Consider the following 24,017-nt stretch of genomic DNA (forward strand, 5'->3'; position numbering starts at 1 on the left):
TCCTTGTCCATTCACTTCAGGGTCGCCGGGCGCAGGCGCCAGACGGTGTTACCCACATCATCGGCCACCAACAGGCCGCCAGACTTATCCACAGCGACGCCGACTGGCCGGCCCATGGCTTCGTCGTTGTCGTTGATGAAGCCGTCCAGCACCGTCACCGGCTGGCCATTGGGTTTGCCGCCGCCGAAGGGGATGAACACCACCTGGTAGCCGCTGCGCGGCTTGCGGTTCCACGAGCCGTGCTGGCCGATGAACACACCGCCACGATAGCGCTCCGGCAAAAGGCTGCCCTGATAGAAGGCAAGGCCGAGGGAGGCGGTATGCGCGCCGAGGGCGTAATCCGGCACCAGCGCCTCCGCTACCCTGTCCGGGCGCGGTGGCTCCACGCGCTTATCCACATGCTGGCCGTAGTAGCTCCAGGGCCAGCCGTAGAAGCCGCCGTCCTTCACCGAGGTCATGTAGTCGGGCACCAGGTCGTTGCCCAGTTCGTCGCGTTCGTTGACGGCTGTCCACAGGGCGCCGCTGTTGGGTTCCCAACCCAGCCCGTTGGGGTTGCGCAGGCCGGAGGCGAACACCCGCACGTTGCGATTGGACAGGTCGATCTGCAGGATCGCCGCGCGGTTCTTCTCCGCATCCAGGCCGTTCTCGCCGACGTTGCTGTTGGAGCCGACGGTGGCGTAGAGGTAGCGGCCATCGGGGCTGGCGAGGATGTTCTTGGTCCAATGGTGGTTGATCGGCCCGCCCGGCAGGTCGACGACCTTCTCGGCCTTGGCGCTGATCGTCGTCTCACCGGTCTTGTAGGGAAAACGCACCACCGCGTCGGCATTGGCGACGTACAGCCAGTTATCCACAAGTGCCATGCCGAAGGGCGAGAACAGGCCTTCGAGCAGCACGCTGCGCTGCTCCGGCACGCCGTCGCCGTCGGCATCGCGCAGCAGAGTAATGCGGTTGGCGCTAGGTACGTTGGCGCCGGCCTTCTCCATCACCTTGCCGGCGACCCAGTCCTTCAGTCCGCCGGACTCTTCCCTGGGTGGCGCCGAGCTTTCCGCCACCAGCACGTCGCCGTTGGGCAGCACGTAGAGCCAGCGCGGGTGCTCGAGCTTGTCGGCAAAGCGCTGCACTTCCAGGCCTTCGGCCGCGCGCGGCTTCTGCTCGGCGGGCCAGCCGGTGGCATTGGCGATGTTGACGGTAGGCAGCAGGCTGCTCTGCGGTTCCGGCAGCTGCGGTTGCGGCCCGGTACCGGCGGTGAACGGCAGCGCGGACTTGTCGCCACAGCCGGTAACCGCCAGCGCAATCAGGAGGGGGAACGACCAACGCATGGGACTTCTCCTCGACCCTTGGTGTGTTTCTTTCAGCAAATGGACAGGCAGTCTAGACATTACCGCTCGCCATTCCGTGCGAAATAACCGATGCAAAGGCGCTCGCATCCGCTTTTGATCGGCTTTACTGACAGACAGGATTGCCGGCAAATCAGAGATTTGGCGAACCCTCAAGGAAGAACGAGGGTCTACCATGACAGTCTTGTGACAATCGCCTGAGCGTTGCCGTGTCCTTCTCGGCCCTCCGCGCTGTCTGTACGGAGCCGCGGGCGAGGTCGTTACAGGGTCCGTTGACGGACGCACCGCCCACGGGCCCGCTTGAGTGCGAGGGGGCCCGACATGCTCAAACTGCTCGATCTGCTCTCTGCCGTCGCCCTGTTGGTGTGGGGCACACATATCGTCCGCACCGGTATTCTCAGGGTCTACGGCAGTAACCTGCGAAAAATCCTCAGCCGCAGCGTGGAGAAGCGCCCGCTGGCCTTCGCCGCCGGCATCGGCGTCACCGCTCTGGTGCAGAGCAGCAACGCCACGGCGCTGCTGGCCACCTCCTTCGTCGCCACCGGGCTGATGGCCCTGGCGCCAGCGCTGGCGATCATGCTCGGCGCCGACGTCGGCACGGCGCTGATGGCGCGGGTGCTGACCCTGGACCTGTCCTGGCTGTCGCCGCTGCTGATCTTCTTCGGGGTGATCTTCTTCCTCGGCCGAAAGCAGACGCGCCTCGGCCAGATCGGCCGGGTGTTCATCGGCCTGGGGCTGATCATCCTCGCGCTGCAGCTGATCGTTGCCGCCGCCGAGCCCATGACCCAGGCCAAGGGCGTGAAGGTGCTGTTCTCCAGCCTTACCGGCGACGTGATGCTGGACGCCCTGACTGGCGCGCTGTTCGCGATGATTTCCTACTCCAGCCTGGCCGCCGTGCTGCTCACTGCGACATTGGCAGCCTCCAAGGTGATCTCGCTGAAGGTGGCGCTGTGCCTGGTGGTCGGCGCCAACCTGGGCAGCGGCATCCTGGCGATGATCAGCGCCTCCTCGCAGAACGCCGCCGGTCGCCGCGTGGCGCTGGGCAGCCTGCTGTTCAAGGTCGCCGGTTGCGCCCTGGTGCTGCCGCTGGTGGGCCCGCTGGCCGAGTGGATCGACCACTGGCAGTTCAGTGCCGCCGAATTGGTGATCGCCTTCCACGTGCTCTACAACGCCACCCGCTGCCTCGCCTGCCTGCCGCTGACCGGGCAGATGGCGGCCTTCTGCACGCGCATCATGCCCGACCGCCACTCCCCGGAAGACACCGTGCGCCCCCGCCACCTCGACCCGGCGGCGCTGGATACGCCGAGCCTGGCGCTGGTCAACGCAGTGCGCGAAACCCTGCGCATGGGCGATATCGTCGAGCAGATGCTGAACAACCTGATGCAGGTTATCCACAGCGGCGACCCGCTGCTGGGCAAGGAGATCCGCAAGCAGGACGATGATGTCGACGCGCTCTACACCGCGATCAAGCTGTACCTGGCGCGCATGCCCCGCGAGGACCTGAGCGAAGCCGACAGCCGCCGCTGGGCGGAGATCATCGAGCTGGCGATCAACCTGGAACAGGCCGGCGACATCATCGAGCACATGCTCGGCGCCGTGCAGGACAAGAAGACTTCTCGCAGCCGCTCCTTCTCCGACAACGGCCTGGAGGAGATCACCGTGCTGCACGGCCAACTGGTGGCCAACCTGCGCCTGTCGCTCTCAGTGTTCCTCAACGGCGACCAGGAAGGCGCCAAGCGCCTGCGCCGCGCCAAGCAGCGCTTCCGCCTGCAGGAGCGGCGCTTCGCCCACTCCCATGTCGACCGACTTCGCCAGCAGGTGGTGCAGAGCATCGAGACCAGCTCGCTGCACCTTGATCTGATCAGCGACATGAAACGCTTGAACTCGCTGTTCTGCGCCATCGCCTATGCTGTTCTGGACAACCCCGATGCCAGCAGTTCGGCAATCGGCGAACCTGTGGAAGACGAGGACTTCGTCGAACGCGAAGTCGAAGCGGTACAGGATCACCAGCGGCCGGTTCCCCCCGGCTCCAGCGCGACGGGTTGATGGCCAGGGGGCTTGTACGAACGTTCCGTCGGAACCTTCGCCAGCCCCTACAAAGTCCTGATATCACGACGCCCAGGGTTCGGGCAGAATCCGCCGCCATGGAAGCATGCACTCAATCCCAACGCCCTCCCTCGGTCAGCGCCAGCCTGACCCAGGCCATCCTGCTGGCGGCTGTGCGTCTCGGTCTGAACCGCGACGCGCTGCTCGCTGCCAGCGGCATTCACGAATCCCAGCTCAGCGACCCGGACGCGCGCATCGACTTCGCGCTGCAGGAGCGCATGTGGCAGGTGATCCAGTCCGACCTGAAGCATGACGAACCCGGCCTGGCCATGGGCCGTGCGCTGTCGCCGGCGTCCTTCAGCGCGCTGGGCTACCTGCTGCAGTCGAGCACCACGATGGGTGACGCCCTCGAGTCGGCCATGCGCTACCAGCGCCTGGTGGGCGAAGGCGGCCAGGTATCCATCGAGGCCCAGGCCGAGATCATCTGGGTGAGCTACCGCCCGCTGAATCCTGAACCTCCGGCCACCCGCGCCCGCGCGCTGGCGCTGCTGGGGTTCTGGTCGCGGCAGTTGCGCGCCCTCCTCAGCGGCCTGCAACTGGCCGGCTGCCGATTCATGCACAGCCAGCCGGAAAGCCTCGCGGACTACGAAAAGGCCTTCGACTGTCCTCTGCAATTCGACGCGATGGACTACGCCTTGGGCCTACCCCGGGCGCTCATCGACGCCCCGCTGCCGCAAGCCAACCCGCCGCTGCGCGACCTGCTGCGCCAGCACGCGGAAGGCCTGCTCGCCCGCTTGCCCAGCGCCAGCGTCAGCGGCCGGGTGGTCGCCCTGCTCGGCGAGCAGCTGACCCGCGGCGAACCCGGCCGAGCCGCCGTCGCCAGCGAACTGGGCCTGAGCGAGCGCACACTGCAGCGCCGGCTGGCGGAGGAAGGCAGCAGTTATCAACAGCTGCTGGCCGATACCCGGCGGCAATTGGCGGAGCGCTACTTGGGGGAAGGCAATCTGCCGGCCACGGACATCGCCGCCCTGCTCGGTTATTCCGAGCCCAGCGTGTTCTTCCGCGCTTTTCGCCACTGGACGGGGCTGACGCCGGGCGAGTACCGCCAGCGGCGGCGCCAGTCGGAGAACTGACGAGGGCTGCCAGGAGCCGATCCCAGAGATCGGCTCACAGGTTTTTCAACAGACTTGTCTACAGGTTTTCCACAGATCGGAAATCAGCCGTTCGGGCCCCGCGCGGCCAGATAGGCCAGGAACGCCTCGCGGCTGGAGTAGCGCGGCTCGTAACCGAACTCTTCCTTCAGCCGGCGGTTGTCCAGCACCGGCCGGTAGCGCAGGTAGTCCACCTGTTCGGGCCCGAAGCGCGACAGCCCCAGCGGCTTGAGCAGCCCCAGCCCTACGCGCATCAGGCTTGCCGGCATGGGCCGGTAGGGTTTGTTGAGCAGGCCGGCGATTTCGCGCATGGACAATGCGCCGTCGCCGGCGAGGTTGTAGATGCCCTCGCTGCCGCGTTCCAGCCCCTGGCGAATCACGTTCACCACGTCCTGGTCCCAGATGAACACGAAGCGGCTGCGATGCCCGAGCACTCCCACCAGGGTGGGGCGCGCGAACAGCTCGGCCAACGGGTTATGCACACGCCTACCGAGGATGGTGCCGGGGCGCAGGATCAGCTGCTTGAGCTGTGGATAACGCTCCCGCGCGTTGGCCAGCAGTTGCTCGATCTCCTGCTTGCAGCGGGCATGGAGCAGATGGGGATGACCGCGCAGAGGATGCGATTCGTCGATCCATTCGGCGTTGTCGCGGTGAAAACCATAGGCAGCGCCGGAACTGGTGACTATCAGTTGCTGGACGCCGGTGTCCCGTGCCGCTTCGATCAGCGCACGGGTGCCGCCGACTTCGATGGCATGGCGCTTCTGCGGCGTCATCTCCCGCGGCGGATTCACGACCGCAGCCAAATGGACGATCGCGTCAGGCTTCCAGTGCTCCACGCAGGCCCGCGTATTGGCGGCCACGCTCAGGTCCAGCGTTACCGGCTCGATGTTCGGCCGCAGGCCCTGGGACTTGATCCGCTGCATATCGGCGGCAATGAGCGTCCAGTCCAGATGCTGGACGGCAAGCTCATTGAGCAGGCTCTGCCCGAGAATTCCCGCGGCGCCGGTAACCAGGACACGCATGTAGCCTCCAGATCGCTCCGCGCGGAACGAACAACGGGTCCATCACTGAGGTTAGATGATCTGAGCGTAGTGGCGTGGTCCGGCAGCCACAGTGACCTTGCAAGCCAGCGCCCATGACCGAAGATGCCACCCGACAAAGGTTGAACGCGGTGGGTTCGCGCCGGTCAATCCGCTATCCTCACGGCTTTGCGTTCAGGCACACCGCTCATGCGTTGGTTGTTCGTCCCCCTGTTGTCCCTGCTGCTCAGCGCCTGGTCCCATGCGGACCAGCGACAGACGGTCGAGGCCTACCAGCTGGCGAACGGCATGGGCGTGCTGTTCAAGCCCACCCGCGAGAAGGGCCACGTGTCGATCCGCCTGATCGTCGGCGTCGGCTTCAGCGACTTCAGTTGCCGTGACCGGCAGCTTCCGCATCTGATGGAACACCTGTTCTTCAGCGGCCTGGACGGCGGCGACGAGGCCGACCTGGAAGCGCGCATGCAGGCCCTGGGCGGTCAGTGGAACGCCTATACCAGCGAGGGCGACACCGCCTTCGTCGTCGAATCCCCCGCTGCCACCCAGCGCCAGGTGCTGGACCTGCTGCTGGAAATCATCACCCGCACCCAGCTCGACCAGCGCAAGATCGACTCCGCCAAGCAGGTGCTGGTGCGCGAGGACGGCGGCCACTATTCGCACCTGCAGCGCTGGCTGGATCACCAGAACGTCAGCCGCGCCGGGCAGGAACAACTGGCCGTGGAGCTGGGACTGTCCTGCGATGAGCGCGCACCTGTGGATAACCTCACCCAGCCCCAGCTGGAGCAACTGCGCAAGGACTGGTACGTCCCCGGCAACATGACCCTGATCATCGTCGGCGACCTCGACCCGCGCCTGCCGGTCTACCTGGGCCGCACCTATGGCGCGCTGGTCGACCACGACACGCCGGAGCGCCGTGACCTGCCACAAATGAAGAAAACCGCCGAGCGCCAACGCAACCTGACCACCGGGTTGTTCGGTGAAAGTGCGGTCCTGCAATGGATATTCCCCGAGCCCGAAGATGCCGATGGCGCCACGCTGGACCTGCTGCAGGCCTACCTGAACGACGCGCTCTACACCGAGCTGCGCGTGCGCCGCGAGCTGTCCTACGGCCCCTGGAGCGAACGCACCGCCTGGGCCAATCAGGGCTTCATGAGCCTCAACGCGAACGTCGAGCGGGATGAGCAGGAAGTGGCGCAAAAGGCCCTGAGGGAGCTGGTGGAGAAGATCCGCCAGGAAGGCCTCGACCCACAGCGCTTCGCCCGCATCCAGCGCGTAGCGCGGGCGCAACTGGCGTGGAGCACACCGGGTAATTCGACGCTGGCGGATTACTACTGGGGCGCGCTGGCGGACTTCGACGACGGCAAGTTCCCGGACGAGGACAAGCGCCTGGCGAAGGTCAGCCTGGCCCACGCCAGCGACGTGGCGAAGCAGTTGTTCAAGGACGAGGGTTATCTGCGCATCGAGAAGCCGCTGCTGGATGACGACATGGTCTATCCGCTGGCAGCGCTGGGCGCGGTGTTGCTGGCAGTACTGCTGGGGCTGGCGCTGTGGCGCCGACGGGGCTGAAACCCCGTCGGAACGCCTTCAGGCTTCAGAGTGCGAGGCGGCGAATGACCTGGCAGGAATCGTCCGGGTCGACCTGGGCGCGGAAGCCCAGTTCGCGGGCCATGTCACGCATGTCGCGGTCCATGGACGAGTCGATCGAGTACATCTGGTGGAAACCATTGCGCTTGGCCACGTCGATCAGGTGGCGCATCAGCGCAAGACCGAGGCCCAGTTGCTTGAACTCGTCGGCGACGGTCACCGCGCATTCGCACTGCTGGTTATCCACAGCCGCGTAACGGCTGATGCCGACTTCGCGCAGTTCGCCATCCACATGGGTCAGGGCGATGAAGGCCATGGTGGTCTGGTAGTCGACGTCCATGAGGCGATCGAGCAGCCGGTCATCGATCTTCACTTCGCCATGGAAGCGGAACTTGCGGGTCATGGGGGACAGGCGCTCGAGGAACAGACGTTCGCGCTCGCGGTCTTCCGCGCGCAACGGGCGGATCAGCACATGGCTGCCGTCGTCGAGGGTTTCTATCCAGTGATCGGCGCCAACAGCCCCGAGGGCTGCGAGCTCGGCGGTGGTGTGGGTCATCATGACGCGTTCTCCGCTGGCGAGGAGGGATTGGGATGACCCTATCCTTCTCCCGCCGGTGCCGGGCGAGCCTGACCTGGGTCAATGCCGCCCGGAACCGTGCTGGGGCAGAACGTCGCAGCCGGCCTCAGGCGCTGGCGGCCAGGGCCCCGGGGCGCACACGGGCGCCCTTGCGGAACAGCACCAGGGTGGCGAGCAGGCCGAGGGCTGCTGCACCGCTGAGCCAGATGCCCGGCGCGGCCTTGTTGTCCAGGGTGTGGATAAGCCAGGTGCAGACCGCCGGGGTGAAGCCGCCGAACGTTGCGGTCGCCAGGCTGTAGGCCAGGGAGAAGCCGGTGGTGCGCACGTCCGCCGGCATGATCTCGGTGAGCGCAACGACCATCGCGCCGTTGTAGCTGCCATAGAGGAAGGACAGCCACAGCTCCACTTCCAGCAGGCGCGCGAAGCTCGGCTCGGCCACCAGCCAGGACAGCATCGGGTAGGCGGTGACCAGCGCCAGCACGGTAGCGGCCAGCAGCAGCGGCTTGCGCCCGATGCGATCGGACACCGCGCCCATCAGCGGCAGCCAGATGAAGTTGGACAGGCCCACGCACATGGTCACCAGCAGGCTGTCGAAGTCCGACAGGTGCAACTCGTTCTTGCCGAAGGTCGGAGTGTAGGCGGTGATCAGGTAGAAGGACACGGTGGTCATCACCACCATGGCGGTGCCGGCCAGCACCAGGCCGAAGTTCTGGCCGATGGAACGCAGCACCTGGCTCAGGGTCGGGCGATGCTTGCGCTGCTGGAACTCGGGGGTTTCCTCCAGCGAGCGGCGGATGATGAACAGCGCCGGGACGATCAGGCAGCCGACGAAGAAGGGCACGCGCCAGCCCCACTCGCCCATGTCCTGCGGGCTCAGCCAGTGGTTGAGGATCACGCCCAGAAGACCGGCGAAGACCACCGCGACCTGTTGGCTCGCCGACTGCCAGCTGACGAAGAAGCCGCGCTTGCCAGGGGTGGCGATTTCCGCCAGGTACACCGAGACGCCGCCCAGCTCCACGCCAGCGGAGAAGCCCTGCAGCAGCCGGCCGAACAGCACCAGCAGCGGCGCCGCCACACCGAGCGTGGCGTAGCCTGGGACGAAAGCGATCAGCAGGGTGCCCATGGCCATCAGGCCGAGGGTGATAATCAGCCCCTGGCGGCGGCCGTGGCGGTCGATATAGGCGCCGAGGAAGATGGCGCCGAGCGGGCGCATCAGGAAGCCGGCGCCGAAGGTCGCCAGCGACAGCATCAGGGAGGCGAAGGGGTCATCGCCGGGGAAGAAGGTCTTGGCAATGGCGGTGGCATAGAAGCCATACACCATGAAGTCATACATCTCGAGGAAGTTGCCACTCACCACACGGAAGACGGCTTTGGCTTTGGAGTTGTTCGAGGCCATAAGAACATCACTCAGGGCTGTTACACGGGGGACTTCCCGGAAGGGAAATCGATGATCCCCATCCGCGGCAGGCAGGCACTGGATGGGTGATTGATTTGTAACCCTATGTGTAAAAGCCTCTGCTCGACAATCTAAAAATGGCTGAAAGGCCCATATTTACTGGATTTGAAAGCTTGGCGAAAGCTTCATGACCGTTCGTCGGCATACCGTGTTTAGCGATCAAGCTCTCACTTTTCTAAATACATTAAAATCAATAGATAAGTTACTTGACTACTTATATATTCAACTTCCTACGCAGTTAACTGTAGGAAACTTTCATTATTCAAGATAATTCCCAATGAAATATCGCAAGTAAGAATCTTATTTTTATATAAGAAATTTCCCTGATTAGAAGTTAGCTTTTCCCACAAAAAGGGAGAGCTTTCACATGAAGAATCTGTGGGGAGTTTTGTTGCTGTGTTCCCTGGCCGGCTGCAACGGCTGGGTCTCACCGGAAACCGATGGCCGTCTGACGGAGCGCTACTTCACCGTCCTCTCCGGCCCGCCGATTCCGGGTTTCATCGTTGCCTCCGCGGTGCAATGGAATGCCGATTACGCCGTGACCGCCGCTCATACACCTTTCCTGCGCAACCAGGCCTATCGCTGCAGCACCGGCTGCGACCTGCTGTTCATCGAGCACAAGTCCGATGGCGCCGTGCCGCAATGGCGACAGTTCCGCGCAGGCGAGGCGGTCACGGCGCTGGGCAGCAGTTCGTTGCTGATACCGATGAGCAGCGTGGGCAAGGTCTGGCCGGTGCCCTTCGTCGATGACGGCTCGGCCAGCGGCGAACGCTACGGCGTGCACGACGCGGCCATCGCCAAGGGCATGTCCGGCGGGCCGCTGATCGGCAGCGACGGTAGCGTGCTGGGGATCAACATCGGCTTTCAGGCAGGCTTCCGGCCGCCGGCGAACCGCCCGGAGCTGGCCGGCATGTCACGCCTGAGCGTCTTCGTGCCCTACAGCGTGATCCAGCGCGAGTGGCTGCTGTTCCAGGCCCAGTCGGCGCGCAAGGCCACTCACGCTCTTCAGGCGAAGAACCAGTAGCAAACGCCGATGGACGCCAGTACGCCGGACAGGTCCGCCAGCAGCGCGCAGCCCACGGCGTGGCGGGCGCGCTGGATGCCGACGGCGCCGAAGTACACGGCGAGCACGTAGAAGGTGGTTTCGGTGCTGCCCTGCACAGTGGCGGCTACCAGGGCCGGAAAACTGTCCACGCCATGGGACTGCATGGTCTCCAGCAACATTGCCCGTGCGGCGCTGCCGGAGAACGGCTTGACCAGGGCGGTGGGCAGCGCATCGACGAAGCGGGTGTCCCAGCCCGCGCCTTCGACTACCCAGCGGATGCCGTCCAGCGCCATCTCCAGGGCACCGGAGGCGCGCAGCACACCCACCGCACAGAGCATCGCCACCAGGTACGGCAGCAGGCTCTTGGCAACGTCGAAGCCTTCCTTCGCACCTTCAACGAAGGTTTCGTACACCGGCACCTTCTTCAGCCAGCCGACAACGAGGAACAGCATGATGATGCCAAACAGCGTCAGGTTGCCCAGCAACGACGACAGCTGCGCCAGCGCGGTGGCGGACAGCCCCGCCAGCAGCGCCATGAAGGCGCCCAGCGCCAGCGCGCCGGGAATCAGGTACGCCAGCACCACCGGGTCCCACAGACGCAGGCGCTGCATCACCGCCACGCTGAGCAGGCCCACCAGCGTGGAGGCGCTGGTGGCCAGCAGGATCGGCAGGAATACCAGGGTCGGGTCCACCGCACCCTGCTGGGCGCGGTACATGAAGATGGTCACCGGCAGCAGGGTCAGCGACGAGGCGTTGAGCACCAGGAAGAGAATCTGAGCGTTGCTTGCGGTGGTGCTGCTGGGGTTGAGTTCCTGCAGCGCCTTCATCGCCTTCAGGCCGATAGGCGTGGCGGCGTTGTCCAGGCCCAGGCCGTTGGCGGCGAAGTTCAGGGTGATCAGGCCGATGGCCGGGTGGCCGGCGGGCACTTCCGGCATCAGGCGGCGGAACAGCGGGCCGAGCAGCACTGCGAGCTTTTCCACCAGGCCGGCCTTCTCGGCGATGCGCAGGAAGCCCAGCCACAAGGTCAGGGTGCCGAACAGCAGCACCATGACTTCGACTGACAGCTTGGCCATGGCGAACAGGCTCTCCACCATGGCGGCGAACACGGTGGCCTCGCCACCCAGCAGCCAGCGGGAAAGCGCGGTGACCGCCGCGACGATGAAAAAGCCCAGCCACAGGCCGTTGAGCATGCGATGTCCCCCTTGGAATGGCCGCGATGATAGCGGCACGAGCCCGTCCTACGCCAGAAACGACAAGGCCCCGGACGAAACCGGGGCCTTGTGGCTAACCCTTTCAGGTCAATGCATGGCCGGGCTTTCTTTGCTGTCGGAACCTTCCCCTTCGAGGAATTGTTCTACGCGGCCGTTACGCATGGCTTCCCAGTAACGGGCGCCTTTCTGCGCGTCGTACACGCCTTCCCACTTGGAGATGACCAGGACCGCGAGGGCGTTGCCGATCACGTTCAGCGCGGTGCGCGCCATGTCCATGATGCGGTCGACGCCGGCGATGAAGGCCAGGCCTTCCAGCGGAATGCCCACGCTGCCCAGGGTCGCCAGCAGCACCACGAAGGAAACACCCGGCACGCCGGCAATGCCTTTCGAGGTGACCATCAGGGTCAGCACCAACATCAGCTGCTGGCCGATGGACAGGTCGATGCCGTAGAGCTGGGCGATGAAGATCGCCGCGATGCTCTGGTACAGGGTCGAGCCATCGAGGTTGAACGAGTAGCCGGTGGGCACCACGAAGCTGCTCACTGCCTTGGGTGCGCCGTAGGCTTCCATCTTCTCGATGATGCGCGGCAGCACGGTCTCGGAGCTGGCGGTGGAATAGGCCAGGACCAGCTCGTCCTTGAAGATGCGCATCAGCTTGATGATCGAGAAGCCGAACAGGCGTGCGGCCAGGCCCAGCACCATGAAGGCGAAGAAGGCGATGGCGAAGTACACCAGCAGCACCAGCTTGGCCAGCGGCAGCAGCGAGGCGAAGCCGAAGTTGGCGACCGTCACCGCGATCAGCGCGAACACGCCGATGGGGGCGTAGCGCATGATCATGTGGGTGACGCGGAACATGGCCTCGGCCACGCCCTGGAACATCTTCACCAGCGGCTCGCGGGTCGGCGCCGGCAGCGAGGACAGACCCAGGCCGAACATCACCGAGAAGAAGATGATCGGCAGCATCTCGCCACGGGCCATCGCCGCGAAGATGTTCGACGGGATCAGGTTGAGGATGGTCTCGATGAACGCGTGGTGGTGTTCGACTTCCTTGGCAGTCTGCGCGTACTGGGAGATATCCACAGTGCCCAGGGTGCTCATGTCGATGCCGGCGCCGGGCTGGAAGATATTCGCGAGCAGCAGGCCGACCACGATGGCGACCGTGGTGATGATTTCGAAATAGATGATGGTCTTCAGGCCGATGCGGCCGAGTTTCTTCGCATCACCCATGCCGGCGATGCCGACGATGAGCGAGGAAATCACGATCGGTACGACGATCATCTTGATCAGGCGGATGAAGATGTCACCCGCCGGCTGGAGGATATTGCTGATCCACCAGGCCTTTTCCGCGCTGAAGTGATTGAGCGCGGCGCCCAGTGCGATTCCGAGTACCAGGCCGATGAGGATCTGCCAGGCGAGGCTGAGCTTGGCTTTGCCCATAGTGAGTCACCCTTGATTCTTGTGGAAGTCGGGGTCGCCGAACCATCGGGATGCCGACGGCCAGCGAAAAAAGGGGCGCATGATTCCGACCCACCCTTTCCCCGTCTAATGCCGGAAACGCCTACCCCATGCACAATCGGCATAGGAAAAGGCATCTGAAACCTTGGTTCCAGGTCATGAGACCCTTGATTTTCTGCATGACACAGGTTCCTCAACGCCTGTCACGCAGCGCTCTTCAAAGCCGTCTAGGCTTGGTGCAAAACGGCCATCAATGGCCCGGATTGATCGGTCAGGAAGGTCGGGACGTTCGGGTCGCGGCTTCTTGTTACCGGATGTACGGTCGCCGTCCGGGGACCGTCAGGGATGGTCGAGGGCGAGCAAAGGGCCCTTCGACTGCAAGGCTGGCGGGAATGCGGGCGCTCCTGTGGATAAGTCGCCGGATTCCGCTCTTCATTGTTGCGGTGGCTGGTTCCCGGGAAGTCGGGTAAATCGACCGACGGGAATCGGCGAGTGATTGTAGGACGTTTCCACAGCACTCCGAATTGACTGACATCAGTGAAGTTCAACCGGCTTCGAGCGTGCGTGCGGATACCCTGCCGCCACGACCGCGACAGCCGGGTAGCAACGGGTTGTTGAATGTGTGGTGAAAGCACAACGCGGTGACACTCTGGATAAGGACGCTCTATGACGCGACGCTACGTAGTACCCACCCTGCTTTTCGCTGGCGCCCTGGCGCTGACCGGCTGCTCCAGCCAGAAACCGGACGCCTCGCAATACTCGGGCTTCCTCGGCGACTACTCGCAACTCAAGCCCGCCACCTCCCCCAGTGGCCAGCCGGTGCTGCGCTGGGTCGACCCGGACCTGAAGCTGCAGAACTACAGCTCGGTACTGGTCGAGCGGCCGGTATACTACCCGCCGCCCAAGCCGAACGAGAACATCGACCAGAAGACCCTCAATGAAATCCCCGATTACCTGAAGAAGCAGGTCGAGCTGCAGCTGGGCAGCCGCTACCGCATCGTCCAGCAGGCTGATCGCGACACCCTGGTGCTGCGCACCGCGATCACCGGGGTGAACATCTCCACCGAAGGCCTGAAAGCCTATGAGGTGATCCCGATCGCCCTGGTGGTTGCCGCGACGACCACGGCGATTGGCACCCGCGACCAGGACACCGAGGTCTACGTGGAATTCGAGGCTCTGGATGGCGCGACCAGCAAACCGGTCGCCAAGGTGGTGCGCAAGGGCGCGGGCAAGACGCTGGAGAACACCAGCACTCACCTGAATCTGACGGACCTGAAACCGGTGCTCGATGGCTGGGCGCGCGACGCGGCCAACTTCAAGCCCTGATCCGCTGCTGCCTGATGCAGGCGCAATAAATGAAGCGCTCGGGAGCCGACGCGAGAATCCCGCGTCGGTTCCGGAGGCTTTGCCTGGCCCGGCCCGCTGATGCGGAGGTACCCCCTGTACCCCTGGGTCATTCAGGACCTGACGCATCCCGAACATCCCGGCCCCTTGGCCGTGCGTACGCCTTCTGGGTACGCGTATCTCTCAGAAACTGCCTGCTGGTAGGGTCAGTACCAGTTCGGATCACTCTTGAGCTGGTCGTCGAGGATCCGTTTCACCGAATCGTCCGGCTCACCCAGCCAGCGGAAACTGGCGTGTTTGCTCGGAGACTTGTCCGCCGGAAGGTTCTCGGGAACCTTCACGTAAAGCGCGTAGGCCTTGTCCTTGTCCCAGGTAAAGGCCACGTACAGCCGGTGGGCGGCACAGTTGTGCGCCTCGCACAGCTCGCCGACCAGGTACTTGTCGCCCTGCTCGTCCACCGCCTGCATCGGCGTCGCGGTGCCGCTGAGGTTCATCACCCAGTCGGGCAGTCGGCTCTCGTCCTTGACCACCGATTGCCAGGTGTCGCGGTACTGCGGGTCACTGGCCACCAGTTCATTCAGGCGGTACTGCGCGTCCTTGTCCGCCTCAGCAGCCAGGGCCTGGGCCCCGGCGCCGAGCAGAACAGCCGACAGCAGCAGATTGCGGGTAAAGCTCATCGCTACGCTCCTTGTTCAACGTCCACCGGTCCGGAGCGTCAGCCCCGGCGACGGCCCATGAAGAAGGACACGATGAACAGCACCAGGAAGATCACGAACAGGATCTTGGCGATGCTGGTCGCGGCGCCGGCGATACCACCGAAGCCCAGGACCGCGGCGATGATGGCGATGATCAGGAATGTCAGTGCCCAGCTAAGCATGGGGTCTCTCCTCTTCTCGTTGTCGGTACGGCACCGCTTCGGGTACCTGCTCCGGAGTCAGCACAAGGCAGTCTCCGGAAGGGGTGTCCGCCCGGGCGCTTCCGGGCACTGCGGACCTGTCGGGCAAGCCAGTGGCCTGCCACCGATTCAGAAAGCCGTTGATTCGGAAACAGGGGGTCAGAACACCCAGCCACCCTGCGGGCGAACCATCGGCTGGACCTGAGCCTGGGTTTGCGCCTGCGGCGCTTGCAGCACCTGGGGCTGGTTGCGGGCGGGGGCGGCCTGTGGATAACGCGACGCTTCGCGGTACAAATCGGGGGTGCTGGAGGCGGCCGGAACGTAGGCGACCGGTGCGCTGGCGGCCTGGGCCTGGGAAACCTGCATCTGCAACTGCACCTGGTTGACCAGCAACAGCAGGAGGGCACCGGCGAAGAAGATCCGGCTCCACACATCGATACGCGCGACTTGCACTTGGCTGTTGGTTTCGCTGTTCATCCCGTTTCTCCTGCCCGTCGCCGATCTGTCTGTCGAACCTTGAGGTGGTTTCCTTGACCTTTCCGGTTCTCGTCGTCGCGGGTGGTTCTGTTGACTGTCTTGCAGTAGGAATTGCACGCCGCATGCCAGTCTGATGAATCTTTACTTTTCCTTTTAAATCAATTAGTTAAATATGGTACCAAGGTACCTTTCTGCCGCATCCTGCACGATGGGTCGGGATGAGTCGTGCGATTTGCAATCCCGACGGCAGAGCGCCTCCCTGCGCTCTTGTGAACCGCATCACTTCAGCGAGTGCTTCAGCTCGCTCATCTGGTCGTGGCAGGCCCGTACCTTGGGCAGTTCGGCGCGCAGCAGCGCCTGGGTTTCCGGCGTGCCTTTCTCCAGGGCGTCCTCGAAGGCATGGAGGATGCGGTCCTCGGCTTCCTCCAGCTGGGCGACATAGGTGGCGCCTTCGTCGCTCGCCAGGGTCGCACGGGTGTCTGCATAGACCTGGCGCAGCTTGCCCATCAGCGTGCCCCCGGTAGCGGGGTCCTCGTGGTTGGCGGCGACCTTGCCGGCCAGGGCGTTGATCACGTCGGTCTTGGCCTGCGCCATGGACTGGAACAGCCGCTGCAGCCGGGCGTCCTTCACTTCCTGGATGGCATGCTGGTAAAAGCGCTGGCCGTCACGGGTTATCTCGATGAGTTCGTTGAGCTGACTGGTCGTGCGAGTCATGACAGGTACTCCTGCAAAGGAAGGGTGGAAGAGTCAGGCAGCCTGGCCGGCCACCTTCAGCGCAGTGGCGTCCACCTCACGCACACCACGGGTCTTGCGGGCGGAATCGATCAATTGCTGGCGCTCGTCGGCGTTGGGCACCTGGCCACTGAGGGTGACCACGCCGTCACGGGTGGAAACGCCGATGGACAACCCCTGCAGCGCATGGGCGGAGAGGATGCCGGCCTTGATCTGGCTGGTGATCCAGGCATCGCTCACGGCCGCCTGGGCATCGCCGACGGACTTCTCGAATGTCTGCGTGGAGGCCACGTCCGGGTCGACCTTCAGACGGTTATCCACAGCGCTGACACCTTCGGTCTGCGCCGCCAGGTGGGCAGCCTGCTGGCTCGCCTCCTCGCTGATCACCGTGCCTTCGAGGGTGACCGCGCCGGACTTGCTGGTGACCTTTATATCCAGGCCCGCGCTGCGTTTCTCCAGCAGCAGCTTGGATTTCACCTTCGCCGCCAGCGTGGCGTCGTCCCACTTCTGCACCACGCCTTCGTCCTTGGTGGCGTCGGCCTTCTGTGCGTCGGCCAGGGATACGTCGACGCCCAGCTGGTTATCCACAGCCGTGATGCCTTCGACGCTGCCGGCGATCTGCCCGGCCAGCGCCTTCTGTTCTTCGCTGGCCACGGCGCCGGTCAGCTGTGCGCGGCCGTTCTCCACATCCACCTTGATCGCGTAGGGCTTGAGTTCGCGGTTGAGGTTGATGGCCGTCCAGATCGAACCTTCCTGGCGCGCTTCGGCCAGTTGTGCGGTCAGCCCAGCCTCGGCGGCGTGGCTGGCCAGCGGCTGCAGGGCAAGCAGCGCGGAACCCAGGACAAGGACAAGGATCTTCGGGTTAGGCATGGCGGGTCTCCGACAAACGATGGTGCAGCATTGGATTCGCAAGCGCCGTGCCAGTGCGATTTGTGGATAAAATTCTTGTAATTCAATGTGTTGAATGGTCTGTGCATAACCCGGACTGTGCACCCTGCCCGAGGGACCCGAAAGATTCTTGCAACTTGCACGAAAATCCCTGGACTAAGAAAAATCACACCCCTTACAACAACGAATCACACAACGAGGAAATCGCTGAATGGACGCAACGCCTGAACAGCAAGGCCGGATCCTGCTGGTCGATGACGAGTCCGCCATCCTGCGCTCGTTCCGCTACTGCCTGGAGGACGAGGGCTACAGCGTGGCCACCGCCAGCAGCGCGCAGCAGGCCGAGAACCTGTTGCAGCGCCAGGTGTTCGACCTGTGCTTCCTCGACCTGCGGCTGGGCGACGACAACGGCCTGGATGTGCTGGCGCAGATGCGCGTGCAAGCGCCCTGGATGCGCGTGGTGATAGTCACCGCGCATTCGGCCGTGGACACCGCCGTGGATGCCATGCAGGCCGGTGCCGCCGATTACCTGGTGAAGCCCTGCAGCCCCGACCAGCTGCGCCTGGCCGCCGCCAAGCAGCTGGAAGTGCGCCAACTCACCGCGCGCATCGAGGCGCTGGAAGGCGAGATGCGCAAGCAGGGCGATGTGCTCGAATCCCACAGCCCCGCCATGGCCGCCGTGCTGGAGACAGCCCGCCAGGTGGCCGCCACCGACGCCAACATCCTCATCCTCGGCGAATCCGGCTCCGGCAAGGGTGAGCTGGCGCGCGCCATTCACGGCTGGAGCAAGCGGGCGAAGAAGTCCTGCGTGACCATCAACTGCCCTTCCCTCTCCGCCGAACTGATGGAGAGCGAACTGTTCGGCCACAGCCGCGGCGCATTCACCGGCGCTACCGAAAACACCCTCGGACGCATCAGCCAGGCGGATGGCGGCACGCTGTTCCTCGACGAGATCGGCGATTTTCCCCTCATCCTGCAGCCGAAACTGCTGCGTTTCATCCAGGACAAGGAATACGAACGGATCGGCGACCCGGTCACTCGCAACGCCGATGTACGCATCCTCGCGGCCACCAACCGCGATCTCGCCGGCATGGTTGCCCAGGGCACCTTCCGCGAAGACCTGCTCTACCGTCTGAATGTCATCGTGCTGAATCTGCCGCCACTGCGCGAACGTGCCGAGGACATCATCGGACTGGCCGAGCGCTTCCTCGCCCGCTTCGTGAAGGACTACGGCCGCCCCGCTCGCGGCTTCACCGACGAGGCCCGCGCGCTGCTACGCCGCTACAACTGGCCGGGGAACGTTCGGGAGCTGCGCAACGTGATCGAAAGAGCGAGCATCATCTGCAATCTTGATCTTATCGGTGTCGAACAGCTTGCTATCGGAGAGCAAATCACCAGTTCTGCGCCGCGCATCGGCGAGGCCATGAGCCTGGAAGAACTGGAGAAAGCCCACATCGCTGCCGTCATGGCCTCCAGCGCAACCCTCGACCAGGCCGCCAAGACCCTGGGGATCGACGCTTCCACCCTCTATCGCAAGCGCAAGCAGTACAGCCTGTGAACCTGCCGATCCCGATGACGCTGCGCACGAGGCTCTTCCTGAGCATCTCGGCGCTGATCACGGTAGCGCTGCTGGGCCTGCTGCTCGGGCTGTTCAGCGTGGTGCTGACCGGCCGCGAGCAGGCCCAGCTGATCCAGCGCAACTTCGACGCCATCGAGGTCAGCCAGCGCCTGCGCCAGGCGCTTGGCGACGAACTGGTGCAGGTACTCAGCGCGCGGCCCAGCCCGGAACGCCTGGAGCAGGCCCGCACGCACTTCGCCCAGGCGCTCGAGCAGGGGCGCACGCTGGCGCGTACCAGCAGAGAGCGCCAGGCCATGACGGAAATCGCCGATGCTCACCGCCTGTTCGTCGAGGCAACCGATACGCCCGGCCCCGGTCGCCCGGAACTGCTGGAAGACAGCGACCTCAGCCGCACCCTCGACGTCCTGCGCAACCGCCTTCTGGCCCTGCACCAGGGGGCGATGGAGAACATCAGCGCCGACGAGCGCTCGGCCCGCGACCGAACCCTGCTGGTCAGCAGCCTGCTGGGCCTCATCGGCATCGCCATCCTGGTGGTCGGCTTCATCACCGCCCACAGCATCGCCCGCCGCTTCGGCGCACCTATCGAGACGCTGGCCAAGGCCGCGGACAAGATCGGCCAGGGCGAATTCGACGTCACCCTGCCGGTTTCCGGCGTCTCCGAGATGTCCTCGCTGAGCCGTCGCTTCGGCCTGATGGCCGAAGCGCTGCGGCTTTACCGCGCCAGTAATACCGAGGCCCTGGGTTCGGGGCGCAAGCGCCTGCTGGCGGTGCTCGACAGCATCGACGATGGCTTGGTGATCCTCGACCGCCATGGCCGCATCGAGCACGCCAATCCGGTCGCCACGCGCCAGCTGTTCTCCCACAGCGATCCCCAGGGTCAGGAACTGGGCACGATGCTCAACAACCCGGCGCTAAGCCAGGCCGTACAGCGCGTCCTGACCGGCAACCTGCTGGAGGAAACCCCGCAGGACCTGGTGGTAGAAGTCGGCGGTGAAAGCCGCCTGCTGACCTGGGGCATGTCGCCGGTCAGCCACGACGACGGACGCAACATCGGCGCGGTGATGGTGGTGCGCGACGTCACCGAGCAGCGTGCGTTCGAGCGCGTGCGCAACGACTTCGTGCTGCGTGCCTCCCATGAGCTGCGCACGCCCATGACCGGTATGCACATGGCGTTCGGCCTGCTCGCCGAGCGGCTGAAGTTTCCCGAGGAATCCCGCGAGCGCGACCTGGTGCGCACCGTGGACGAGGAGATGCACCGTCTGGTGCGGCTGATCAACGACCTGCTGAATTTCTCCCGCTACCAGAGTGGCACCCAGAAGCTTGAGCTGCAGCTCTGCGATGTCGGCGATATGTTGCGCCAGGCACACCAGCGCTTCAGCGGGCCGGCCGAAGACAGGCGCATCGCGCTGGACCTGGAGGTCGCCGAGGATCTGCCGGCCATCAATGTCGACCGTACGCAGATCGAGCGGGTGCTGGATAACCTCATCGGCAACGCGCTGCGCCATACGCCCGATGGCGGCACCATCCGCCTGCAGGCGCGCTGCCAGGAAGAGCGCGTGGCCATCGCCGTGGAGGACAGCGGCGACGGCATCCCGCTCAGCCAGCAAGGGCGCATCTTCGAACCCTTCGTGCAGGTCGGCCGCAAGAAAGGCGGCGTCGGACTCGGCCTGGCGCTATGCCGGGAAATCGTGCAACTGCACGGCGGACGCATCGCCCTGCGCTCGCAACAGGGCAAGGGCTCGCGTTTCTACCTGCTGCTGCCGGTTTAAGAAGTCGGCACCGCCAGCAACAACGCGGCGGTTTCCAGGTCCGGTTCACCGTCGAAGCGCTCCGGGCGGAAGCGCATCTGGAACGCCGCGATCACGTTGCGGGTTTCCTCATCCATCACCCCACCGAGCGGCACCGCGTAACCGTGGCGCGCCAGCTGCTGCTGGAACCAGCCCGGAGCCGGCAGCTGGCCGTTCAGCTCGGTCAGGCGGCGTGCCAGCTCGCCCGGCTTCGGCCAGGGGATCAGACCGGCTTCGGCGAGCTTCTTCCAGGGGAACAGCGGACCGGGGTCGACCTTGCGCTGCGGGGCGATGTCGCTGTGGCCGAGGATGTGTTCCGGGGTGATGCCCTGGCGCGTGGTGATGTCTTTGAGCAAGGCGATGAGCGCGTCGATCTGCGCATCCGGGTAGGGATACCAGATCTTCCCGCTCGGGGTATCGCGGTAGCCGGGGTTCACCAGCTCGATGCCGATGGAGGTGGAATTGAGCCAGGTACGCCCCTGCCATTCGCTGGCGCCGGCGTGCCAGGCGCGGCGGTTCTCGTCCACCAGTTGGTAGATGGTCGCCGGGTTGTCGCCGATCAGGTAGTGCGCGCTCACCTCACCGTGGGTCAGCAGCGCCAGCGAACGCGGCAGGTCAGCCGAGGTGTAGTGGACGATGACGTACTGGATGCGGCTGTCCTGGTTCTTCGATACATGCTCGCGATCGATCTGCAGGCCCTTGTCGGCGCAGCCGGCGAGCAGTGTGGTGAGCAAGGCGAAGGTCAGGACACGCAGGATCATGGCGGTTCTCAGGAGGAGAGCATCAGGCAGCGATGTGCAGGAAGCTGCGCACGTTCTGCAGGAGCATGTTCACGCTGAGCATGATCAGCAGCATGCCGGCCAGGCGTTCCACGGCCATCAGCCCGCGCGGGCCGAGGAAGCGCTGGAGGAACGCCGCCTGCATCAGGATGAAGGCGGTCGCCGCCCAGGCGAGGATCACCGCGAGATACAGCTCCCACAACGGTCCAGTGTAGGTGCTGCGCAATGTGATCAGCATCGCCAGCGCAGAGGGCCCGGCCACCGCCGGAGTGGCCAGCGGCACGAACAGCGGCTCGTTGTCCGGCATGTCGCCCAGCACGCCCTGTGGCGTGGGGAAGATCAGGCGCATGGCGACCACGAAGAGGATGATGCCCCCGGCGATGCCGGTCGCTTCCTTGGACAGACCCAGCCCGGTGAGGATGTGTTCGCCCAGGGTGAGGAACAGCAGCAGCAGGCCCAGGGCGAACAGCAGCTCGCGCAGTGCCACTTTCAGACGGCGTTCGGCGGGGACGGACTTGAGGGCGGCAAGGAATACCGCGATGTTGCCGAACGGGTCGGTGATCAGAAAGATCAGGATGGCGACGCCAAGCATGACCGGGAAAACTCCAGCGAGAACGGGCCACTCCGCGGTTTGTGGTATGGCCTGTGAATAACGGAATGAGCGAATCGTCCTGTGGATAACAACTTACCCACAGGCCGATGGCCGGTGTATCAGGATTTCTTGATCTTTTCCGGGCGCTTCCAGCCTTCGATCACCCGCTGCTTGGCGCGACCGACGCCGAGGGTGCCGGCCGGAATCTCGGCAGTGATGGTGGAACCCGCGCCAGTCGTGGCGCCGGAACCGATATCCACAGGCGCCACCAGAGAATTGTTGGAGCCGATGAAGACGTCCTCGCCAATGGTGGTGCGCCACTTGTTCGCGCCATCGTAGTTGCAGGTGATGGTGCCGGCGCCGATGTTGGTGCGCGCACCGACTTCGCTGTCGCCCAGGTAGGTCAGGTGACCGACCTTCACGCCGTCCTGCAGGTGGGCGTTCTTCAGTTCGACGAAGTTACCCACATGCACCTTGCGCTCCAGCACGCTACCCGGACGCAGGCGAGCGAACGGGCCGACGTCGCTGTCGGGACCGACATGGGCGCCTTCCAGGTGCGAGTTGGCCTTGATGATGGCGCCGCGGCGCAGGGTGCTGTCCTTGATGTAGCAGTTCGGGCCGATCTGAACATCGTCCTCGATCTCCACCTGGCCTTCGAGGATCACGTTGACGTCGATGCTCACGTCACGGCCGACGCTGACTTCGCCACGCACGTCGAAGCGCGCAGGATCGATCAAGGTCACGCCCTGAGCCATCAGGCGTCGCGCCACGCGTTGCTGGAAGAAACGTTCCAGCTCGGAGAGCTGCAGGCGATCGTTGGCGCCCTGGGTCTCCATCGCCACCTGGGGTTGGGCGGTGGCCACACGCAGGCCGTCGCCGACTGCCATGGCGATTACGTCAGTGAGGTAGTACTCGCCCTGGGCATTGGAGTTGGAAAGACGCGACAGCCAGCCCAGCAAGCGCCCGCGGGGCGCAGCGAGGATGCCGGTATTGCCTTCGCGGATGGCGCGCTGCTCGGCAGTGGCGTCCTTCTGCTCGACGATGGCCTGAACTTCGCCAGCACCGTCGCGAATGATGCGGCCGTAGCCGGTGGGGTCGTCCAGCTCGACGGTCAGCAGCGCCAACTGCTCCGGCGTGGACTGGGCCATCAGGCGCTCGAGGGTCGGCTGCTCGATCAGCGGCACATCGCCGTAGAGGATCAGCACATTGTCCGCGCTCAGGAACGGGGCGGCCTGCGCCACGGCGTGGCCGGTGCCCAACTGCTGCTCCTGGATCACGAAATTCAGGTCATCCGCCTGCAGGCGCTCGCGTACCAGGTCGGCGCCATGGCCAATCACCACATGGATACGCGTCGGGCTGAGGCCGCGGGCGATATCGATCACGTGGGCAAGCATCGGTTTGCCAGCGACCGGATGCAGGACTTTCGGCAAGGCCGAGCGCATGCGGGTGCCCTGGCCAGCGGCAAGAATGACGATTTCGAGGGACATGAGTGAGGGACCGTCCTGGTGAGCGGGGAAACCCCGGGTGTAGAAAAAGAAAAAGGGTAGCCAAGGCTACCCTTTTCCTATTTGACGCTGAAGTCCCTGGGGACTTCGCGGCTTAGCCGCCGTACTTCTTGCGAACCTGCTGGACCGTGCGCAGTTGCGCTGCGGCTTCGGCCAGGCGGGCTGCGGCGGAGCTGTAGTCGAACTCTGCACCTTTACCTTGCAGAGCCTTCTCAGCTTCCTTCAGTGCGGTCTGGGCAGCCGCTTCGTCGAGGTCACCTGCGCGAATCACGGTGTCGGCGAGAACCTTGACCATGCTCGGCTGTACTTCGAGGAAGCCACCGGAGATGTAGTACACCTCCTGCTCGCCACCCTGCTTCACCAGGCGGATCGGACCCGGCTTGAGCTCGGTGATCAGCGGCGCGTGGCCCGGAGCGATACCCAGATCGCCCAGGGAGCCGTGCGCTACGACCAGCTCGACCAGACCGGAGAAGATCTCCGCTTCGGCGCTGACGATGTCGCAGTGGACAGTAATAGCCATACCCTTGCCTCACGTAAGCG

The 24,017-nt window shown here is 64.6% G+C and carries 22 protein-coding genes; 7 read left to right on the top strand and 15 right to left on the bottom strand.

Annotated features, from left to right (window positions below; translation table 11 throughout):
• Positions 1-11: 11 nt before the first annotated feature.
• Entirely contained in the window at positions 12-1,319 is a 1,308-nt protein-coding gene (locus tag ABKS89_RS30475) for a PQQ-dependent sugar dehydrogenase (protein ID WP_348588803.1), read from the bottom strand.
• Between the two features lie 339 nt (positions 1,320-1,658).
• Here ABKS89_RS30475 and ABKS89_RS30480 point away from each other — a divergent pair, with 339 nt between their 5' ends.
• Both ABKS89_RS30480 and ABKS89_RS30485 read left to right on the top strand, forming a co-directional pair.
• Positions 1,659-3,383, top strand: coding sequence for a Na/Pi cotransporter family protein (locus tag ABKS89_RS30480; protein ID WP_348588801.1), 1,725 nt, complete (start codon positions 1,659-1,661; stop codon positions 3,381-3,383).
• 98 nt (positions 3,384-3,481) lie between these two features.
• Positions 3,482-4,516, top strand: a complete 1,035-nt coding sequence (locus tag ABKS89_RS30485) for an AraC family transcriptional regulator (protein WP_138213482.1) — start codon at positions 3,482-3,484, stop codon at positions 4,514-4,516.
• A gap of 83 nt (positions 4,517-4,599) precedes the next feature.
• On the opposite strand, the gene ABKS89_RS30490 is transcribed toward ABKS89_RS30485, so the two are convergent.
• Complete coding sequence (locus ABKS89_RS30490) at positions 4,600-5,556, bottom strand: NAD-dependent epimerase/dehydratase family protein (RefSeq protein WP_138213481.1); 957 nt, start codon at positions 5,554-5,556, stop codon at positions 4,600-4,602.
• Between the two features lie 207 nt (positions 5,557-5,763).
• On the opposite strand from ABKS89_RS30490, the gene ABKS89_RS30495 reads away from it, so the two are divergent.
• Positions 5,764-7,137, top strand: coding sequence for a M16 family metallopeptidase (locus ABKS89_RS30495; protein ID WP_348588799.1), 1,374 nt, complete (start codon positions 5,764-5,766; stop codon positions 7,135-7,137).
• A gap of 25 nt (positions 7,138-7,162) precedes the next feature.
• Here the strand turns inward: ABKS89_RS30495 and ABKS89_RS30500 are convergent, their stop codons facing one another.
• Together ABKS89_RS30500 and ABKS89_RS30505 are read right to left on the bottom strand one after the other, a co-directional pair.
• Positions 7,163-7,714, bottom strand: a complete 552-nt coding sequence (locus tag ABKS89_RS30500; RefSeq protein ID WP_138213479.1) for a GNAT family N-acetyltransferase — start codon at positions 7,712-7,714, stop codon at positions 7,163-7,165.
• Positions 7,715-7,838: 124 nt separating this feature from the next.
• Entirely contained in the window at positions 7,839-9,128 is a 1,290-nt protein-coding gene (locus ABKS89_RS30505; RefSeq protein WP_192225664.1) for an MFS transporter, read from the bottom strand.
• A 427-nt stretch (positions 9,129-9,555) separates the two neighbouring features.
• Between ABKS89_RS30505 and ABKS89_RS30510 the strand changes: the two genes are divergently transcribed.
• On the top strand, positions 9,556-10,212 hold the full coding sequence (locus ABKS89_RS30510; protein ID WP_348588797.1) for a serine protease family protein: 657 nt from the start codon (positions 9,556-9,558) through the stop codon (positions 10,210-10,212).
• On the opposite strand, the gene ABKS89_RS30515 is transcribed toward ABKS89_RS30510, so the two are convergent.
• Together ABKS89_RS30515 and gltP are read right to left on the bottom strand one after the other, a co-directional pair.
• Positions 10,194-11,423, bottom strand: a complete 1,230-nt coding sequence (locus tag ABKS89_RS30515) for a spore maturation protein (protein WP_348588796.1) — start codon at positions 11,421-11,423, stop codon at positions 10,194-10,196. The two genes, ABKS89_RS30510 and ABKS89_RS30515, sit on opposite strands and share 19 nt — an antisense overlap.
• A 108-nt stretch (positions 11,424-11,531) precedes the next feature.
• Complete coding sequence (gene gltP / locus ABKS89_RS30520) at positions 11,532-12,881, bottom strand: glutamate/aspartate:proton symporter GltP (RefSeq protein ID WP_138213474.1); 1,350 nt, start codon at positions 12,879-12,881, stop codon at positions 11,532-11,534.
• A gap of 684 nt (positions 12,882-13,565) precedes the next feature.
• On the opposite strand from gltP, the gene ABKS89_RS30525 reads away from it, so the two are divergent.
• A complete protein-coding gene (locus ABKS89_RS30525; protein ID WP_138213473.1) occupies positions 13,566-14,225 on the top strand; it encodes a DUF3313 domain-containing protein in 660 nt (219 codons plus the stop codon).
• A gap of 224 nt (positions 14,226-14,449) precedes the next feature.
• Here the strand turns inward: ABKS89_RS30525 and ABKS89_RS30530 are convergent, their stop codons facing one another.
• The 5 genes from ABKS89_RS30530 to ABKS89_RS30550 all read right to left on the bottom strand — a co-directional run bounded on the left by ABKS89_RS30530 (position 14,450) and on the right by ABKS89_RS30550 (position 17,217).
• Entirely contained in the window at positions 14,450-14,920 is a 471-nt protein-coding gene (locus ABKS89_RS30530; protein WP_138213472.1) for an inhibitor of vertebrate lysozyme family protein, read from the bottom strand.
• A gap of 38 nt (positions 14,921-14,958) precedes the next feature.
• Positions 14,959-15,120, bottom strand: coding sequence for a DUF1328 domain-containing protein (locus ABKS89_RS30535; RefSeq protein ID WP_017518828.1), 162 nt, complete (start codon positions 15,118-15,120; stop codon positions 14,959-14,961).
• A 177-nt stretch (positions 15,121-15,297) separates the two neighbouring features.
• Positions 15,298-15,615: a hypothetical protein gene (locus tag ABKS89_RS30540; protein WP_348588794.1), complete on the bottom strand. Its 318-nt coding sequence runs from the start codon at positions 15,613-15,615 to the stop codon at positions 15,298-15,300.
• A gap of 279 nt (positions 15,616-15,894) precedes the next feature.
• Positions 15,895-16,329, bottom strand: a complete 435-nt coding sequence (locus ABKS89_RS30545; RefSeq protein WP_138213470.1) for a ferritin-like domain-containing protein — start codon at positions 16,327-16,329, stop codon at positions 15,895-15,897.
• A gap of 33 nt (positions 16,330-16,362) precedes the next feature.
• Positions 16,363-17,217: a BON domain-containing protein gene (locus ABKS89_RS30550; protein WP_348588792.1), complete on the bottom strand. Its 855-nt coding sequence runs from the start codon at positions 17,215-17,217 to the stop codon at positions 16,363-16,365.
• Between the two features lie 229 nt (positions 17,218-17,446).
• Here ABKS89_RS30550 and algB point away from each other — a divergent pair, with 229 nt between their 5' ends.
• Both algB and ABKS89_RS30560 read left to right on the top strand, forming a co-directional pair.
• Complete coding sequence (gene algB / locus ABKS89_RS30555; protein WP_348588791.1) at positions 17,447-18,793, top strand: sigma-54-dependent response regulator transcription factor AlgB; 1,347 nt, start codon at positions 17,447-17,449, stop codon at positions 18,791-18,793.
• Positions 18,790-20,583: a KinB sensor domain-containing domain gene (locus tag ABKS89_RS30560; protein ID WP_348588789.1), complete on the top strand. Its 1,794-nt coding sequence runs from the start codon at positions 18,790-18,792 to the stop codon at positions 20,581-20,583. Before algB ends, ABKS89_RS30560 begins: the two co-directional genes overlap by 4 nt.
• Here ABKS89_RS30560 and ABKS89_RS30565 read toward each other — a convergent pair.
• The 4 genes from ABKS89_RS30565 to ABKS89_RS30580 form a co-directional block, all read right to left on the bottom strand.
• Positions 20,580-21,359, bottom strand: a complete 780-nt coding sequence (locus tag ABKS89_RS30565; RefSeq protein ID WP_518301067.1) for an N-acetylmuramoyl-L-alanine amidase — start codon at positions 21,357-21,359, stop codon at positions 20,580-20,582. The two genes, ABKS89_RS30560 and ABKS89_RS30565, sit on opposite strands and share 4 nt — an antisense overlap.
• 25 nt (positions 21,360-21,384) lie before the next feature.
• On the bottom strand, positions 21,385-21,972 hold the full coding sequence (locus tag ABKS89_RS30570; protein ID WP_017518835.1) for a MarC family protein: 588 nt from the start codon (positions 21,970-21,972) through the stop codon (positions 21,385-21,387).
• Positions 21,973-22,091: 119 nt separating this feature from the next.
• Positions 22,092-23,459, bottom strand: coding sequence for a bifunctional UDP-N-acetylglucosamine diphosphorylase/glucosamine-1-phosphate N-acetyltransferase GlmU (glmU, locus tag ABKS89_RS30575; protein ID WP_138213465.1), 1,368 nt, complete (start codon positions 23,457-23,459; stop codon positions 22,092-22,094).
• A gap of 112 nt (positions 23,460-23,571) precedes the next feature.
• Complete coding sequence (locus tag ABKS89_RS30580; protein ID WP_045213789.1) at positions 23,572-23,997, bottom strand: F0F1 ATP synthase subunit epsilon; 426 nt, start codon at positions 23,995-23,997, stop codon at positions 23,572-23,574.
• Positions 23,998-24,017 lie beyond the last annotated feature (20 nt).

The organism is Pseudomonas sp. LABIM340, from assembly GCF_040017195.2.
Classification (GTDB): domain Bacteria; phylum Pseudomonadota; class Gammaproteobacteria; order Pseudomonadales; family Pseudomonadaceae; genus Pseudomonas.

Coding starts and splice junctions, on each gene's coding strand:
- ABKS89_RS30475 (WP_348588803.1), bottom strand. CDS start 1,319: ATGCGTTGGTCGTTCCCCCTCCTGATTGCGCTGGCGGTTACCGGCTGT.
- ABKS89_RS30480 (WP_348588801.1), top strand. CDS start 1,659: ATGCTCAAACTGCTCGATCTGCTCTCTGCCGTCGCCCTGTTGGTGTGG.
- ABKS89_RS30485 (WP_138213482.1), top strand. CDS start 3,482: ATGGAAGCATGCACTCAATCCCAACGCCCTCCCTCGGTCAGCGCCAGC.
- ABKS89_RS30490 (WP_138213481.1), bottom strand. CDS start 5,556: ATGCGTGTCCTGGTTACCGGCGCCGCGGGAATTCTCGGGCAGAGCCTG.
- ABKS89_RS30495 (WP_348588799.1), top strand. CDS start 5,764: ATGCGTTGGTTGTTCGTCCCCCTGTTGTCCCTGCTGCTCAGCGCCTGG.
- ABKS89_RS30500 (WP_138213479.1), bottom strand. CDS start 7,714: ATGATGACCCACACCACCGCCGAGCTCGCAGCCCTCGGGGCTGTTGGC.
- ABKS89_RS30505 (WP_192225664.1), bottom strand. CDS start 9,128: ATGGCCTCGAACAACTCCAAAGCCAAAGCCGTCTTCCGTGTGGTGAGT.
- ABKS89_RS30510 (WP_348588797.1), top strand. CDS start 9,556: ATGAAGAATCTGTGGGGAGTTTTGTTGCTGTGTTCCCTGGCCGGCTGC.
- ABKS89_RS30515 (WP_348588796.1), bottom strand. CDS start 11,423: ATGCTCAACGGCCTGTGGCTGGGCTTTTTCATCGTCGCGGCGGTCACC.
- gltP (WP_138213474.1), bottom strand. CDS start 12,881: ATGGGCAAAGCCAAGCTCAGCCTCGCCTGGCAGATCCTCATCGGCCTG.
- ABKS89_RS30525 (WP_138213473.1), top strand. CDS start 13,566: ATGACGCGACGCTACGTAGTACCCACCCTGCTTTTCGCTGGCGCCCTG.
- ABKS89_RS30530 (WP_138213472.1), bottom strand. CDS start 14,920: ATGAGCTTTACCCGCAATCTGCTGCTGTCGGCTGTTCTGCTCGGCGCC.
- ABKS89_RS30535 (WP_017518828.1), bottom strand. CDS start 15,120: ATGCTTAGCTGGGCACTGACATTCCTGATCATCGCCATCATCGCCGCG.
- ABKS89_RS30540 (WP_348588794.1), bottom strand. CDS start 15,615: ATGAACAGCGAAACCAACAGCCAAGTGCAAGTCGCGCGTATCGATGTG.
- ABKS89_RS30545 (WP_138213470.1), bottom strand. CDS start 16,329: ATGACTCGCACGACCAGTCAGCTCAACGAACTCATCGAGATAACCCGT.
- ABKS89_RS30550 (WP_348588792.1), bottom strand. CDS start 17,217: ATGCCTAACCCGAAGATCCTTGTCCTTGTCCTGGGTTCCGCGCTGCTT.
- algB (WP_348588791.1), top strand. CDS start 17,447: ATGGACGCAACGCCTGAACAGCAAGGCCGGATCCTGCTGGTCGATGAC.
- ABKS89_RS30570 (WP_017518835.1), bottom strand. CDS start 21,972: ATGCTTGGCGTCGCCATCCTGATCTTTCTGATCACCGACCCGTTCGGC.
- glmU (WP_138213465.1), bottom strand. CDS start 23,459: ATGTCCCTCGAAATCGTCATTCTTGCCGCTGGCCAGGGCACCCGCATG.
- ABKS89_RS30580 (WP_045213789.1), bottom strand. CDS start 23,997: ATGGCTATTACTGTCCACTGCGACATCGTCAGCGCCGAAGCGGAGATC.